The sequence below is a fragment of the Streptococcus infantis genome (genome assembly GCF_047460825.1).
Lineage (GTDB): Bacteria > Bacillota > Bacilli > Lactobacillales > Streptococcaceae > Streptococcus > Streptococcus infantis_V.
Map to the genome: position 1 here is coordinate 1 of NZ_JASHFO010000008.1, position 15898 is coordinate 15898.

11 protein-coding genes are annotated in these 15898 nt (G+C 40.5%); 2 read left to right on the forward strand and 9 right to left on the reverse strand.

The window, feature by feature from the left end:
- Positions 1–160 precede the first annotated feature (160 nt).
- Complete coding sequence (locus tag QM911_RS03675; RefSeq protein WP_001096781.1) at positions 161–1360, reverse strand: phosphoglycerate kinase; 1200 nt, start codon at positions 1358–1360, stop codon at positions 161–163.
- A 236-nt stretch (positions 1361–1596) separates the two neighbouring features.
- The gene (locus tag QM911_RS03680; RefSeq protein WP_414313153.1) at positions 1597–6408 is read right to left on the reverse strand and encodes an endo-beta-N-acetylglucosaminidase; all 4812 of its coding nucleotides are present in this window, start codon (positions 6406–6408) and stop codon (positions 1597–1599) included.
- 305 nt (positions 6409–6713) lie between these two features.
- On the opposite strand from QM911_RS03680, the gene QM911_RS03685 reads away from it, so the two are divergent.
- On the forward strand, positions 6714–8345 hold the full coding sequence (locus QM911_RS03685; protein ID WP_414313154.1) for a Na/Pi cotransporter family protein: 1632 nt from the start codon (positions 6714–6716) through the stop codon (positions 8343–8345).
- A 28-nt stretch (positions 8346–8373) separates the two neighbouring features.
- Here the strand turns inward: QM911_RS03685 and QM911_RS03690 are convergent, their stop codons facing one another.
- Complete coding sequence (locus tag QM911_RS03690) at positions 8374–8670, reverse strand: hypothetical protein (protein ID WP_000392386.1); 297 nt, start codon at positions 8668–8670, stop codon at positions 8374–8376.
- Between the two features lie 24 nt (positions 8671–8694).
- On the reverse strand, positions 8695–9759 hold the full coding sequence (gene pepA / locus QM911_RS03695; protein ID WP_414313155.1) for a glutamyl aminopeptidase: 1065 nt from the start codon (positions 9757–9759) through the stop codon (positions 8695–8697).
- A 700-nt stretch (positions 9760–10459) separates the two neighbouring features.
- Here pepA and galE point away from each other — a divergent pair.
- The gene (gene galE / locus QM911_RS03700) at positions 10460–11458 is read left to right on the forward strand and encodes a UDP-glucose 4-epimerase GalE (protein ID WP_414313156.1); all 999 of its coding nucleotides are present in this window, start codon (positions 10460–10462) and stop codon (positions 11456–11458) included.
- 276 nt (positions 11459–11734) lie between these two features.
- Here the strand turns inward: galE and QM911_RS03705 are convergent, their stop codons facing one another.
- The 5 genes from QM911_RS03705 to QM911_RS03725 form a co-directional block, all read right to left on the reverse strand.
- On the reverse strand, positions 11735–12619 hold the full coding sequence (locus QM911_RS03705; protein ID WP_414313157.1) for an ROK family protein: 885 nt from the start codon (positions 12617–12619) through the stop codon (positions 11735–11737).
- A 15-nt stretch (positions 12620–12634) separates the two neighbouring features.
- Positions 12635–13552: a dihydrodipicolinate synthase family protein gene (locus tag QM911_RS03710; protein ID WP_254730137.1), complete on the reverse strand. Its 918-nt coding sequence runs from the start codon at positions 13550–13552 to the stop codon at positions 12635–12637.
- 164 nt (positions 13553–13716) lie between these two features.
- Entirely contained in the window at positions 13717–14367 is a 651-nt protein-coding gene (locus QM911_RS03715; RefSeq protein WP_414313158.1) for a DUF624 domain-containing protein, read from the reverse strand.
- A 20-nt stretch (positions 14368–14387) separates the two neighbouring features.
- Positions 14388–14840, reverse strand: coding sequence for a YhcH/YjgK/YiaL family protein (locus QM911_RS03720; RefSeq protein ID WP_414313182.1), 453 nt, complete (start codon positions 14838–14840; stop codon positions 14388–14390).
- A 200-nt stretch (positions 14841–15040) separates the two neighbouring features.
- Complete coding sequence (locus QM911_RS03725) at positions 15041–15883, reverse strand: carbohydrate ABC transporter permease (RefSeq protein WP_001183246.1); 843 nt, start codon at positions 15881–15883, stop codon at positions 15041–15043.
- Positions 15884–15898 lie beyond the last annotated feature (15 nt).

A 15898-nucleotide genomic window follows, 5' to 3' on the forward strand; every position in this document is an offset into this window, starting at 1 on the left:
TTATAATCAGGTTTTTCTTTGTGAAACATAGGGAACACCTCACAACTTTTCTTACCTCTATTATACGACTTTACAAAAAGAAAAGCCCTTAGAAACTTGACTTCCAAGGACTTTGTCTTCAATCTGAAAGGAGAACCTAAGTTCTCCTTTTTCTATATTCTTATTTTTCAGTCAATGCTGCAAGTCCTGGAAGAACTTTACCTTCAAGAAGTTCCATTGAAGCTCCACCACCAGTAGAGATCCATGAGAACTTGTCTGCACGTCCAAGGTTGATAGCTGCGGCAGCTGAGTCACCACCACCGATGATTGATTTAACGCCTGGTTGTTTCACGATAGCGTCCATCACACCGATTGTACCAGCTTGGAAGTCAGGATTTTCAAATACACCCATAGGTCCGTTCCATACAACTGTTTTCGCACCAGTCAATGCTTCATCAAATTTAGCGATAGATTTTGGACCGATATCCAAACCAAGGAATCCTGGGTCTACTGCTTCACCTTCAGTGTCTTTCACTTCAGTGTAGTCAGCAAATGCGTTTGCTTCTTTTGAGTCAACTGGCAAGATCAATTTGCCGTTTGCTTTTTCAAGAAGAGCTTTAGCGACATCCAATTTGTCTTCTTCTACAAGTGAGTTACCGATTTCGATACCTTGTGCTTTGTAGAATGTGTATGTCATACCACCACCGATAAGAACTTTATCAGCTTTTTCAAGCAAGTTTTCGATAACACCGATCTTGTCTGAAACTTTTGAACCACCAAGGATAGCCACGAATGGACGTTCTGGAGCTTCAACAGCTTCTTGGATGTATGCAATTTCGTTTTCAAGAAGGAATCCAGCAACTGCTTTTTCAACGTTTGCTGAGATACCAACGTTAGATGCGTGTGCACGGTGAGCTGTACCGAATGCATCGTTTACGAAGATACCATCTCCAAGTGATGCCCAGTATTTACCAAGTTCAGGATCGTTTTTAGATTCTTTCTTACCGTCAACATCTTCAAAACGAGTGTTTTCAACCAAAAGAACTTGTCCATCTTCAAGAGCGTTGATAGCTGCTTCCAATTCAGCACCACGAGTTACACCTGGAAGGAATGTAACTTCTTGACCCAATTTAGCAGCCAAGTCAGCAGCTACAGGAGCAAGTGATTTACCAGCTTTGTCTGCTTCTTCTTTTACACGTCCAAGGTGAGAGAAAAGAATCGCACGTCCACCTTGTTCAAGGATGTACTTGATAGTTGGAAGAGCTGCAGTGATACGGTTGTCATTAGTAATCACGCCATCTTTTACAGGAACGTTGAAGTCAACACGAACGAGAACTTTTTTCCCTTTCAATTCAACGTCTTTAACAGTCAATTTTGCCATTTGGAAAGACTCCTTAATTTTTTTTACGTGTTAATTATATCACAAAATCAATAAAAGAGATAGCAAAACCTTAAACTTTTATCCACAACAATTTTTCTCGATTAATTAAGGACAGTGCTTATAACTACGTCAGAATACTCTGCCATTTTTATTCTCCTCCCCTATACAAAAAGATTTGACCCTTAAAAGTCAAATCTTTTTATTATATGAAGTCAGTGTTAAGTACACTCTCTATCTTAATCTTCTTTTTTCTTTTGAGCTAGCAAACCAAAGCCACCTAAAACTCCGACCAAGCCAAGGGCTAGGAGGTTTGCGTCTACTTCTGCACTTGTATTTGGAAGTTGTTTTCCTTCAGTCTTTTCAGCTTGTACTTGTACTTCTGCTTTTGCTGGTTCTTGCTTCGCTGCTTGGCTTACTTGAACTGGCGCAACGGATGTTTCAGTCTTAGGTTCTGTTTTTGTAGTTTCCTTCTTAGTATCTTGAGTCGTTGGAGCAGGCGTAACTGGTCTGTCACCTGGTACTTTAACTACTTTTGTACCGACTTCAACAATTTCAGTTACGGCTTCCTTGAGAACTTCTGTCCCCTTAAGACTGCGATGTCCTTCAGAATCAATCTCTACAAGGTTTCTACGAAGACCTGCGACTCCTACTTGAACCAAGCGACGTTTTCCTACTTGGAGGCTAGGATTTACTCGTTCTTCATGTCCATAGGCAAGAACTTCTTCTTCCACAACCAAGCTTGGTTTCTTAACTTCTAAGACTTTTGGACCGTCAAGCGGTTGAGTGCTACTTTCAATCTTAGTACCAACTTCAGTGATCTCTGCCACTGCTTCCTTGACGACTTCTGTCTGAAGAAGAGTACGGTTGCCTTTGGCATCTACTTCGATCAAACGACGAGTCTGACCTTCTACACCTACCTGAACAATACGACGTTCACCCAACAAGAGGTCTCCTGCTGGACGTTCTTGGCGCTCGAAGGCTTGAGTTTCTGTCTCAACCACTAATTCAGGTAGTGCTTCAACTGTTGGCGCAGTTTCACCTTCTTCTAAGCTACCCACATGATGGCTTTCTTTAACAAGGAGTTTTTTATTGAGTTCTTCCTTGAGGTTGGCAAATGCTTCTGGAGTTGGATTTGTTGAGCCAATAAGAGTTTCTGCTTGAGCGATGATTGGATCGTCTGCATTTTTCTCACGAACTTTTCCTAGAAGAGTTTCAAGCTCTTCCTTAGCTGTTTGATAAAGCTGTACACCATTCAAGTCAGAACCTGCTTGTTTCAAGTCATTCAAGGCTTGGTTGACTGCTTCTTGACTAGCGTCGTGGTTTTCTAGGACAGCTTTTGCTGCTTCAATCTTCTCAACGAGAGCTGCTTGTTTTTCAGCATCCGCAAATGTATAAGCTGTCGTTCCTTTGCGTCCTTGAGCAGATGTGATTTCTTGTTTCAGATATTCGTCGTTAATGGCTGCCTTAGGTGATACTAGAACATCAAATTCGACAGTTTGTCCTTGATAGTGCAACTGAAGTTTTTGACGGCCTGTTTTTTGAGAATCATAGCCTGTAATTTCGACTCCTTGGTCTGTAAAGCTATGTTCTGTCTCAGTTTCATCATCATACAAGACCTTGAAACGTCCTTCTGATAAGTCAAGAGTATCGCCTACAAAGTAATCAATTTTCGGTTGTTTGCTAATATACAAGGCTGCGACTTCTTTTGGACCAGCTTCTTCACCAGTCACTTGAACCTTGAAGCTTCCTGCAACTGGAAGACCAAGATAGGTCACTGTCAACTCTTGTTCACCATGGTGATGAGCATCGTAGCCGTTGACTAAAACACCTGCATGACTGAGGTTAATGACTTCATCTGCTTCTTCACCTTCGTATTTGACACGGAGAAGACCACCCTTGAGATTCAATTCCTCACCATCTTGGTAACTTGTCTTTTTAGGTGCTACTTCTAGACTGACAGCCTTAATCTTTCTCTCATCCTGAGGAATCGTCACAGCAAGAGTATTACTGATTTCTTTACCTGGCAATTGTGTACGGTAGTAAAGAAGACTTGGACGTTTTTCAAAGCTTAATGGATCTGTTGCTAAATCCCCTCCAACTGCTGTATTTAAGGTAGCGATTGGAGTTTGTGAATCTGCCTTGTCATAGACTGTGATGGTTGCCCCAGCAGGAACTTCTGAAAATCCAAGTTGAATCTTATTGTCCGTTAGGACACGCGCTGCCACTTTAGCCATTGGAATGTTTTGGCTCTCCGTATCAAGAGTTTCATACATCTTCCAGTTGTAGATACGGATAGCTTTCCATGGTGTTCCATTGTCAGATGTGATAACATTCAAACGCCAGTCTTGCGCAGTAATTGGACTATCAAGAGTAATATCTGAAACATGAGCTTTATTGCCACGAACAGCTTTAGCTAGTTTCCATTCTCCAGCTTCATCCTTGTAGTAGAGGTCGAAGTCCTTCGTGTTCATCAAGCCGTCATTGACAGATTCTCCACCAGCACCTGCATGGTCCATGACCCATCTAACGACACGGCGTGGTTGTGTCAAACGGATATCAACGCTACCACTCAACTGAGCAGAAGACCATTTGTCAGATAGGCTGGTGATCGTACCATTCAACATACCTTCGATGCCTTCTCCACCTTCTGTATTTGGGAAGGTACTTCCGATAACAGTCGCTCCTGGAACGATATTTTCTGCTAGAGGTCTTGGGAGACTTGTATCTTGGACAGTCATGCCCCAGTCAAAGTTTGTAGTTGCAGCTTCAGAGCGAAGGCCATTCTTCCCAACTGCGACAACCTTCAATTCTTGACTGGTTCCAGTTGCACTAGCTGAACGGGTAACTTTTGGTAGGTAGATAGTAGTGGCAGATGAGCCTGTCAATAGGCGCCAAGCATCGCCATCCTTCTCATAAACTTCATAGAAGTCAGCATCTTTGTTACCTGTAAATTGGACAATAGCTTCTGCTTCTTGGGCATTTTTGAGAGATTGTTTAGCTACTTTAAGAGCAGTCGGAGCCTGAGGAGCCTCTTGATTATCTGTCACAGTCAACTCACCCAAGTTAAATTGATAATCCTTAAGGGCAGCAGTGTTTTCGAAAGTAAGTTTGATACCGTAAATGGTCTGACCTGCCAAGGCACTCAAGTCAAACTCGTCTTTTGTCCAGTCGTCAGATAGAGTCAGTTCTTTACGAGCATTCTCACCATCATAAGTATAGTTTTTCTGAGTCGCAAACTCTACATAAACCTTGCTTCCCTTACCACCCTTATGGGCAACCCGAAGTTTTGTTTTATCCGTTACTTCCAGTTTGGTAGAGTAGAGACGAACGTCTTGGTTGGTATTTTCGGCTAAATCACCCGCAAATTTGAGTGAATTTCCGCCATTGTAGGCATCTTCAAAGTCATAGTCAGCTTGGAGTTTAGCAGCTGAAGATGTTTGCCACCAACGCCATGTAGGCAAGATACCAGATACAGAGCGATAGTTCCATTCAGAATCCTTGGAAACTTTACCGTCTACAAACCATTTTTTACCATGTCCTGTGTTAAAGGATGTTGTAAAGGTACGGCCTACTGCTGGTGTACGGTCAGCTACTAGGTTGGCAATCCCGTACCAGTCCTTGTCATCTGGTTTTTGACCAGTTGGATCTCCTTGGTAACCTGTGAAGAAGATATTTTCATTCTTATGATAGTCTTCACCTGTTTTCCCAAGGCTCGTGATAGTATCTGGGGCAAAAAGTCCAAGTGATAAGCGAAGTTTGCCATTCTCATCAAAAAGGGCATCCCATTTCACTTTTGTCTTGTAAGAACCACCTTGTTGCAATTCCAAACCTGCAAAAACATCATACTGACTGCGTTCTAGCCATTTGGCCATAGCTACAGAATAGTCATTTTTCTCTTTGGTCCAGTTAAAGTTGGCAAAGAAGTGATCTGCAGGAACCTTGTCCCCTTCTTTTTGCATGAATGGATAGTTGTATTCACCAAGTCCATCTTCGTGATAACGACCATATTCATAGGTCATGGCATCATACCAAGAATACTTGACAGGATGGTTGACTTTGGCAGCATATTCCTTGGTATAAAGCATGAAGTCACGCATTTTCTTACCAAGAGGTGTTACGATATCACCTGTTGTTTCTTGGTTGATAAAGTAGCCGTCAAATCCATAATATTTGGCCAAATCAACCAACTTGCGAGCGATAGGGAATGTTCCGTCTTCGTCTTGTTGAAGGGCTGCAGCGAATTTTTCTTGGTCTGCAATACTGTTAGACCAGTTAAAGAACAAAGTTCCCAGTACAGGAACACCATTACGGTGACCAGCATCAATCACGTCTGGAGTTGGAACCAGCCCTTCCCAGAAGACCATGGAATTCAAGTATTGCCAGTAGTCAAAAGCATAGGCCTTAAACTCTTCACCACCTACAGAAGCATGGTCTTTAGCCTTAGAGTTAGTATTGGCAAGGGCTTCAACCTTAGCATCCTTATTAGCTTTTTCATTAACAACATGTCCACGATAGCGTTTGGCTAAGTCTACTGAGGCGCGGTTAATAGCGTCATCTTCACGGGCACCTGGTTCCCATTTCAACAAATCTTCCCAGGTGTCAAACTTAATTTCTTTTGGTCGAAGACTTTTTTCTTCTTTCTTAGGAACATCAGAGACTGTTGCTTTTTCTTCTGGCTTATTTTCTGTGGTAGCAGGCGCTTCTTCAGCCTTAGGAGTTTCAGCAGCTGGACTAGTGGCTTCCTTATCACCTGCAGTCAACTGGTCCAAGGTTGGCTTTTCTTCTGAAACTGGTTGCTCACTTGCCTTGTCTTCCCTTGCTTCTAGCTCTTTCAATACTTCTGGTGCTGGTGTAGTTGCTTCTGCTGGAGTAGTGGCTGACGGTTGCTCTGAAGCTACTGCTGTAGTTGTCCCATTTTCTGGAACGACAGACTCTTCAGCCAAAGCTGGACCTGCAAATAGAACTGAACCAATCATCAATGAGCAGGCACCCACTGACAATTTTCGAATACTATAGCGACAACGTTTTTCAAAAAATGGATTCTTCATCTTTTTCTCCTTTGACTTCCTCTTGAAAGTAAGCGCTTTATTTTTGAATTAAAAAGTAGCTGTTCCAAAAATACACAGAACAGGTCATTCTTATTTTACGATATTTAGAAAAAGAGTCAACACTAGCCCCTCAAGAACTATAAAGAAGTGAAGAATTAATATAAATTAGACAATCATCTGCCCATTTTTCGAATAAAAACAACATTTTTCTCAAAAAAAGATCATTTACTACTTGTTAGATTTACTTTTATCCTTTAAAATAGAATGGGAGAAATTCCGCGATTATTTTTCGGAGGAAAAAGAAAATGTCCATTAATTGGCAGGAAATTATTTTTCACTTTTTAGGTGGTCTGGGACTGTTTTTGTATAGTATCAAGACCATGGGAGACGGTTTGCAACAAGCTGCTGGAGACCGCCTTCGTTATTACATTGACAAATACACAAGTAATCCCTTCTTAGGGGTCTTAGTGGGGATTGTCGTCACTGCCCTCATCCAGTCAAGTACAGGTGTAACGGTTATTACGGTTGGACTGGTCAGTGCAAGTCTCCTCACCCTTAGACAGGCCATCGGGATTATCATGGGAGCCAATATTGGAACGACCGTAACGTCCTTCATCATCGGTTTCAAACTTGGCGAGTATGCCCTACCCTTGATTTTCCTTGGAACCATGTTCTTATTCTTTACAAAAAACCGTACTGCAAATAATATTGGACGTATCCTTTTTGGTGTGGGTGGTATCTTCTACGCCCTCAACCTCATTAGTGCTGGGATGAGCCCTCTTAAAGACTTGCCTCAGTTCAAGGAATACATGGTTACCTTGGGGCAAAATCCTATCTTGGGAGTTGTGGCTGGTGCTGTCATTACCGTTTTGATTCAGGCATCTTCTGCAACCATCGGGATTCTACAAGGTCTCTATGCAGGTGGATTCCTCGACCTCAAAGGGGCACTACCAGTCCTATTCGGAGATAATATCGGTACAACCTTAACGGTTATTATCGCAGCAGCCGGAGCAAATGTTTCTGCTAAACGGGTTGCAGCAACACACGTTACCTTTAACGTTTTAGGAACCATCCTCTGCTTGATCTTGTTAGGCCCATTCACTGCGATGATCGAGTACTTCCAGGCACTACTTCACCTCTCACCTGAGATGACGATTGCCTTCTCACACGGTGCCTTCAACGTAAGTAATACCATTGTACAATTCCCATTCATCGGTGCCTTGGCTTACTTTGTAACTAAGTTAATCCCTGGTGAAGACGAAGTTGTTAAATACGAACCTCTTTACTTGGATGAACAACTCATCAAGCAAGCTCCTTCTATCGCCCTAGGAAATGCCAAGAAAGAACTCTTGCACCTAGGAAACTATGCAGTTAAAGCATTTGACCTTTCTTACGACTACATTATCAATTCTAATGAAAAAGTAGCTGAAAAAGGACACAAAACCGAAGAAGCTATCAACACAATCGATGAGAAATTAACGCGCTACCTCATTAGTCTATCTAGTGAAGCATTGAGTCAAAAAGAGAGTGAAGTCTTGACCAACATCCTTGACTCTTCTCGAGACTTGGAACGTATCGGTGACCACGCTGAAGCTTTGATTAATCTTAACGACTACTTGCAACGCAAGAATGTTCAATTCTCTAACTCAGCCCTAGAAGAGTTGGAAGATATTTACCGTCAAACAAGCGATTTCGTTAAAGATGCTCTTGAGAGTGTTGAAAACAATGACCTTGAACAAGCTCAATCACTTATTGAACGCCATGAAGCCATCAACAAGATGGAACGTGTCCTTCGTAAGACTCACATCAAACGTCTCAACAACGGTGAATGTTCTACCCAAGCTGGTGTCAACTTTATTGATATTATTTCACACTACACTCGTGTGTCAGACCACGCTATGAACCTTGCTGAAAAAGTTTTGGCTGAACAAATTTAAGATAAAAAAATGCTTTGATTCGAACGAATCAAAGCATTTTAAATAGCTCTCCAATCATAATGGAAGAGGCAGCTGCGCCCTTGTACCTAGCTTCTTCCTTTTGGATAAAGCTGGCCAGATTGACTAACTCTGGCGCAGGTGTTCTAGGATTCTTGAGTAGTTCAAGTGTGACTAACCCTGAAAGTCGGACTGCTAGCAAGCGTTCATTGGTGCTGGGCAACTGCTTAGCAGTTTCTAGGAGTGCAGCCACTAAATCTTCACTCAAGTTTTGACGGGCATGATTGTAAAGGTCCCGTATCAAGGTTTCTAGGTTTGGTTCTTCCATACCTATCACCTCCATCTTTTCTGTTTAATAGTTTTTAATCAAATCTACTGTAGAACGATCTAATTTTTTAACCAAGGCTTGTAGGAAAGCTTGAGCTTCTAAGAAGTCATCCATGGCATAAAGTGTTTGGTGAGAGTGGATATAACGAGCGCAGACACCGATCGTTGTAGATGGAACACCACCATTTTTCAAATGAGCTGCTCCTGCATCTGTACCACCTTTTCCACAATAGTATTGGTATTTGATTCCAGCTTCTTCAGCAGTTGTCAAAAGGAAATCCTTCATGCCTGGGAGAAGCAAGTGACCTGGATCATAGAAACGAATCAAGGTTCCATCACCAATCTTACCTTGGCCACCATAAACATCACCAGCTGGTGAACAGTCAACTGCAAGAAATACTTCTGGATCAAATTTTGTTGTAGATGCATGGGCACCACGAAGTCCAACTTCTTCTTGGACGTTAGCACCAAGATAAAGTTCATTTCCTAGTTTTTGGCCTGACAAGTTTTCAGCCAACTCGCTAACCATGAGCACACCATAACGGTTATCCCATGCTTTTGAGATGATATTTTTTTCATTAGCAGTTAGGATTGCGCTACTATCTGGAACGATGGTGTCTCCAGGACGGATACCAAAACTTTCAGCCTCAGCCTTATCTGCAAAACCACCGTCAAAAACGATATCAGAAATAGCTGGCATAGTTGGCCCACCTGTGCCACGAGTCAAATGTGGAGGAACTGAACCTGAAATTACTGGAATCACACGGCCTTCACGTGTAAAAAGTTTAAAGCGTTGGCTGCTGACAACCATCGGGTTCCAACCACCGATTTCAACTACTCGGAAGGTTCCATCTGGTTTGATTTCGCTAACCATGAAACCAACTTCATCCATGTGAGATGCTACCAAGACACGAGGTGCATTTTCAACTTCTGAGTGTTTAACCCCAAAAATACCACCCAAGCCATCAGTCACAACTTCATCCACGTGAGGTGCTAATTTTTCACGAAGATAAGCGCGAACAGGTGCTTCATGCCCTGAGATAGCGGAAAGGTCTGTTACTTCTTTGATTTTAGAAAATAATGTTGTCATTTCTATCCCTTCTTTCTTTCAACCATTTTACCACTTTTTATAGGAGAAAGGTAGTGGAAAGTTGGTATCTTAGTCTGCTTTCTACAAATCCTATCTTATTTTCTAAGTAGTAAAACAGTATTCCCTTGTATATGAGGGAAGGTCTAAAAAAATTATCAAAAACATTTGACAAACAACTTTATATATAGTATATTAATCCAACAAGGGATTGGACATGAATATTGCTAGGTCATTTAGAACGTCAAAATTCCTTAAATGAAACTAAAGATATTATTCGTTCAAAAATACAGCAGTCAATAGTCGGAAATATAACTCCTATTATTTGATTTGGCAAAAATAAAAATTATATTGCTTAAATACATCAACTTTTATCAGGGATTCAATTCCAAGGCAAAGAAATTATTATAGCATATGAAATTTTGAGTGCAACATTGAGTGGGAATAAAGACTATAGTTTAGAAGATATCTCTACTCATTTAACTATACTGCAAAGGTATCTGTTCTTATCTAGTCAACTATATAATTTTAAATATAAATTAATATTTTAGGAGATTTACAGTGCGAAGATATCCCAAAATTATTAATTAGGATTCGATGGAGTATTGATTGGTGATAGAACAAATACATTATTAGAAGTATTCAATTTCTTAAATCAATAAAAATTTTTAAACCAGTATAAACTTAGAAAGAAGTAAAAATCATGACTAAAACAATTCTTGTTACAGGCGGAGCTGGCTACATTGGCTCACATACTGTCAAAGCTCTTTTAAATGCTGGATATCAGGTTCATGTCCTAGATAACCTTTCTACAGGACACCGTTCAGCTGTAGATAATCGTGCAAACTTTAAACAACTTGACGTTTATGATGCTAGTGCCTTAAAAGCCTACTTGGAAGAAAATAAAATTGATGCAGTTCTGCATTGTGCAGGTGAAATTGTTGTTAGCGAAAGCATTGAAAACCCAAGCAAATACTTCACTGCCAATGTTGCTGGCATGAACCAAGTTCTTAAAGTCTTATCTGAAGTTGGTATTCAAAAAGTCATGTTCTCTTCAACTGCTTCCCTCTATGGTAATAACTGTATTGACAAGCCAGCGACTGAAGATACCTTGCTCGACCCTGTCAACCCTTATGCAGAAACAAAATTGATGGGCGAACGAATGATTTACTGGATGGCTAATCGCTATGATTGGAAATATGTCATTTTCCGCTATTTCAATGTAGCTGGTGCAGAAATGGATGCTTCAAATGGTCTCCGTGTAAAAAATCCAACTCACATCATTCCAAACATCAACAAGACTGCATTGGGACAAAATGATAGCCTGAAAATATTTGGAGATGACTACGATACGCGCGATGGTTCATGTATTCGGGATTACATTCATGTCTTAGACCTTGCACAGGCACATGTTAAAGGGATGAATTACCTATTTCAAGAAACTAGTTCTTCTCAAATCTTTAACTTAGGAACTGAAAAAGGTTACACCGTCAAAGAAATCTTTAAAACTGCTGAAGAATTACTGAATCAAAAAATACCACACGAAATTGTTGCTCGCCGTGCTGGGGACCCAGCTAGCGTCCTTGCAGATGCCTCAAAAGCTAAAAAATATCTTGATTGGAAGGCTAGTTACTCTCTAAAAGATATTATTTTATCGGATTATCATTGGCGTGTTAAAGAAGGCAAAAACATTTTGGAATAAATAACAGAAACATCAATAATAAATAAAAACAGTCTCTATAATATTTGTAGTGGGTAAATCCCCTATGGATATTATGGAGCCTATTTTGTTGTAGAAAAAAGTCCCATATCATCTATAATAGATTGAATCTGGAATAGCATACCAAGGATTCTAAAGCGTTTTTAGAAATTAATTTGACTTTCCTAATCTCTTTGTTCATATCTTATTTCAATCCACTATATTCAACCCACTACAGTTGACAAAGAGACTAAAAAATCCTAAATTGGCAAGGCCAACTTAGGATTGTTTTGTTTTAAAGTGATAGTAAGCTCCAAGCATACCTGCAGTATTTTGATGACGCGCAAACTCTAATCTTGTTTTTTCCGCTAAACTTGGAACAAGCGCATCTTTCAGAGCTGTACGAATTTTCGGTTTCAAAATCGCTTCCTGCCCCATAATACCACCACCTAGTATAACAATCTCTGGATTGGCAACATAACAGATGTTAGCAACACCTTTCCCAAGATAGGCTACCATACGGTCAATGCCCTCCATGCAGAGTTTATTGCCTTCAGTAGCTTCCTTGAAAATTCTACGACCATTCCAATGGGCAATTTCTTCACCATGAGACTTAGCTACATACTCGACCAAGGCAGTTGTAGATGCTAAATCTTGGAAAGCCCCATCCTGCATATGCATATAGCCAACTTCACAGGCTGAATTGCTGAATCCATGGAAAATCTGGCCGTCAATGATTAAGCAGCCACCGATACCTGTTCCGATGGTCAAACATAGCGTTATTCCTGCACCTTTTCCAGATCCAGAAACAGCTTCTGCTAACCCTGCACAGTTAACATCATTCTCAATCTCACAAGGAATTCCAAAACTTCCTTCAATTTCCTTTTTAAATTGAGTTCCTGCATAATTTGGAATTTGTGGACCAGCATAGAAAATCTCACCCTTATCAGGGTTAACCATTCCCGCTGAGGAAATGGCGACGCCTGACACTGGACCTTTTTCTAGATAGCTAGCTACAATATCTTTTGTTTTCTGTAAGATATGTGGACCGCCTTTATGAGCCTCAGTCGCAACTTCGTGAGACTCTACAAGTTGTCCATCTTGGTCAATCAAACCATATTTGATATTAGTTCCACCAATATCAATTGCAACGTAATTAGTCATAAAGCCTCCTATTGATTAGAGGAAACGCTCCTTAGTTTCACGAATCAATTGAGCAGCTGCTTCAACAACTGGACGATCTTCTTCGGTCACTGGTGTAAGTGGAGAACGAACTGATCCGATATTAAGTCCTTCATTGATTTTCAAGACTTCTTTGATAACACCGTACATATTTCCATGTGCAGCAGTCAATTTACCAATGATAGCATTGATTGCATATTGCAATTCACGCGCTGTTTCTAGGTCTTTATCTGCAATCAATTGGTTGAGTTTCAAGAAGAGTTCTGGCATAGCACCATAAGTACCACCGATACCAGCTTTAGCACCCATGAGACGTCCACCAAGGAATTGTTCATCTGGACCATTAAAGACGATATGATCTTCGCCACCAAGACTAACAAAAGTTTGGATATCTTGAACTGGCATTGAAGAGTTTTTAACACCGATAACACGTGGGTTCTTCAACATTTCTGTATAAAGGCTTGGAGTCAAAGCAACTCCTGCCAATTGAGGAATGTTATAGATAACATAGTCTGTGTTTGGTGCTGCTGCACTGATATCGTTCCAGTATTTGGCTACTGAGTATTCAGGCAAACGGAAGTAAATTGGTGGGATTGTTGCAATAGCATCTACACCCAAGCTCTCTGCATGACGAGCAAGTTCGATACTGTCTTTAGTATTATTGCAAGCCACGTGAGCAATAATTGTCAATTTACCTTTAGCAACTGCCATGACTTCTTCCAAGATCAATTTGCGGTCTTCTACGCTTTGGTAGATACATTCACCTGAAGAACCGTTGACATAAAGTCCTTGAACACCTTTATCAATAAAGTATTGCACCAAAGCACGAGTACGTTCTGGGCTTACTTCGCCCGCATCATCATAACATGCGTAGAAGGCAGGAATGACGCCTTCATATTTTTTTAAATCTGACATAGATTTCTCCTAAGATTTCTTATTATCTGCTCTTAGCAGATGATTTTTTACTATTTTAGTATACACCTTGTGAAAAGCGCTTTCAATACATCTAGACCACTTAGATTTTAATTTCTATTCATCTTCCATAGCTTTTCATGTTTGAAAGTAGTTTCATATCATTTTCAATCTGCTTGATATTTAGCAAACAATTTTTCCATTAATCCAGCTTGGCAAAAAGCAAGAAGACCAAAACCAAAGAGTAGAAATGCTGATCCACCGAGCACTAGAGTAAAGCCTGATAGATAGAGAAGCATCATGATTAATAAAATAATCGCAAGCATCAAGAAGAACCACACGAAGTTAAAGCTTACCAAGAGCAAGCCCTTTTGAAGAACTTCTTTCCAAGTTAAGTCATAGCGGGCTGCGATAGGATAACTTGCTAACATGACTAATGTCAAGAAAATTAAGATCCCTAGACAGATGGCTTTCAGCACCTGAAAAGCTATACCTGCTTGTCCCCAAAACAGATACAAATCAAGCAAGCTAATTAAAACAATTCCCAATTCTAACAAACCTAGTTGAAGTCCCAATCTCAAGTTTTGCTTGAAGGCTCTAATATAGATTTTAAAGACGGGTACCCTTCGACTTTTCTTAATTTCGAACATAGTCTGATAGAGACTAATCTTAGCTACTCCGATGGTCACAATAGGCAAACAAGACACAACAAAGAGTAGATTCGCAGTCACGATATCCAAAACCTTCTCACTAAAACGCATGAGAACATTATCCGTATCAAATGCTGCCTTGAGTAATCCAGATCCTTTCTGTGCCATTGTTTGCTCCTCCTAACCTACTAATCAATTAAAATTTTAAACAAATGTTTGCGAACTTTATCTTCCATGCCAGCATAACCATTAGGCTGATGAGGTTCTCCTGGAAAGAAAATCGCAAAGTTGTGATAACCCAATAAGAGTGGGTATTGTTCATGACAGTGGACAAAGCCAATATCACTTACCTCGTCAAAAGCTACTGCCTCGTCTTTAACACGAGAACCATAGCTTGAATACTCATGGCCTTCTACCAATAAATGCAAGTCTGCATAGTTTTTATGATGCTCAAAGCGATCATTTTCTTCTTGGTTAAGGACATTTTCTTGTACGACTAGAAAGACCTTATCTCCGTCAATCTCATATTTCCCAAGTTCAAAAGACTCTTTTCGATGTTCGTAGAGATAATCAATGGCCTTATCTAGATTTGGATGAATCCCCTTATAAAAGGTGATATTTTTTAAATCATCAAAAATCATAGTAATTTCCTTTACCTGATTGTTATCTTCAGACATATCATGTCTGGCTAGTAAGTTTATAAGTGTCTAACAAAACTTCATGAAGTAAGCAACTCCTCTCCATTTTGTAGACACTTATATATCCTGTATTCTCTTAGTCTATCAACTACACTGCTGCATACTGATAAACAGATTGTACTATATTCAATTTTCGCAGAGGACTATCCTTTGACAGCTCCCATAGTAATCCCTTGAGTGAAGGATTTTTGGAAGACAAGGAAGACTGTTACGATTGGCACAGCTGCAAGGGCAGCACCTGCCATGATCAAACCGTAGTTAGTTGCCATCTCTGCTTGCATAGTCGCAACCCCGAGTGAGATGGTCAAGTTTTGACGTGAAGTCAACATTACCAATTGCATGAAGTAGTCATTCCAAGTATTGATGAAGGTGAAGATTGCAAGAGCTGCAAATCCTGGCTTCACAATAGGGAAGGCTACGCTCCAGAAAGTACGAATCTCACCACATCCATCGATTTTAGCAGATTCGAGCAATTCTGTAGGAATGTTTTCACTGAACTGTTTCATAAGGAAGACCCCGAATGGCCATCCAATCAAAGGCAAGATAACTGCCCAAAGAGTATCATGGATTCCCATGAAGTTGACGATACGTACCAATGGTACAAGGACAACTTGTTTTGGAAGAGCCATGGCAGCGATAAAGATTGCAAAGAGAATGCGTTGTCCATAGAAACGTTTCTTAGCCAAAACATAACCTGCTAGTGAAGAGGTTGCACAAACCAAGAACATAGTTACTAAAGAAATGAACACTGAGTTCCACATCCATTGCAAGGCTGGGTTTTGCACCATCAATTGTTGGAAGTTCTCCATTGTTGGAGCTTTAGGGAACCATTGTGGTGGAATCATAATGGTATCTGGTTGTGATTTGAATGCACCTGTCAAGATCCAGTAGAATGGGAAGATAAACAGTACAGTCAACAAGAGCAAAATGATTGTTGAAATAACAGTAAAGGCTGTTAATGGTTTCTTTTGTTGTGTAGGTTGCATAGCTGTCTCCTTTCC

What these genes read in the sequence shown, in the direction of transcription:
- pepA (WP_414313155.1), bottom strand. Translation starts at nt 9,759, where the DNA reads ATGACAACATTATTTTCTAAAATCAAAGAAGTAACAGACCTTTCCGCT.
- galE (WP_414313156.1), top strand. Translation starts at nt 10,460, where the DNA reads ATGACTAAAACAATTCTTGTTACAGGCGGAGCTGGCTACATTGGCTCA.
- QM911_RS03680 (WP_414313153.1), bottom strand. Translation starts at nt 6,408, where the DNA reads ATGAAGAATCCATTTTTTGAAAAACGTTGTCGCTATAGTATTCGAAAA.
- QM911_RS03710 (WP_254730137.1), bottom strand. Translation starts at nt 13,552, where the DNA reads ATGTCAGATTTAAAAAAATATGAAGGCGTCATTCCTGCCTTCTACGCA.
- QM911_RS03705 (WP_414313157.1), bottom strand. Translation starts at nt 12,619, where the DNA reads ATGACTAATTACGTTGCAATTGATATTGGTGGAACTAATATCAAATAT.
- QM911_RS03725 (WP_001183246.1), bottom strand. Translation starts at nt 15,883, where the DNA reads ATGCAACCTACACAACAAAAGAAACCATTAACAGCCTTTACTGTTATT.
- QM911_RS03675 (WP_001096781.1), bottom strand. Translation starts at nt 1,360, where the DNA reads ATGGCAAAATTGACTGTTAAAGACGTTGAATTGAAAGGGAAAAAAGTT.
- QM911_RS03685 (WP_414313154.1), top strand. Translation starts at nt 6,714, where the DNA reads ATGTCCATTAATTGGCAGGAAATTATTTTTCACTTTTTAGGTGGTCTG.
- QM911_RS03690 (WP_000392386.1), bottom strand. Translation starts at nt 8,670, where the DNA reads ATGGAAGAACCAAACCTAGAAACCTTGATACGGGACCTTTACAATCAT.
- QM911_RS03720 (WP_414313182.1), bottom strand. Translation starts at nt 14,840, where the DNA reads ATGATTTTTGATGATTTAAAAAATATCACCTTTTATAAGGGGATTCAT.
- QM911_RS03715 (WP_414313158.1), bottom strand. Translation starts at nt 14,367, where the DNA reads ATGGCACAGAAAGGATCTGGATTACTCAAGGCAGCATTTGATACGGAT.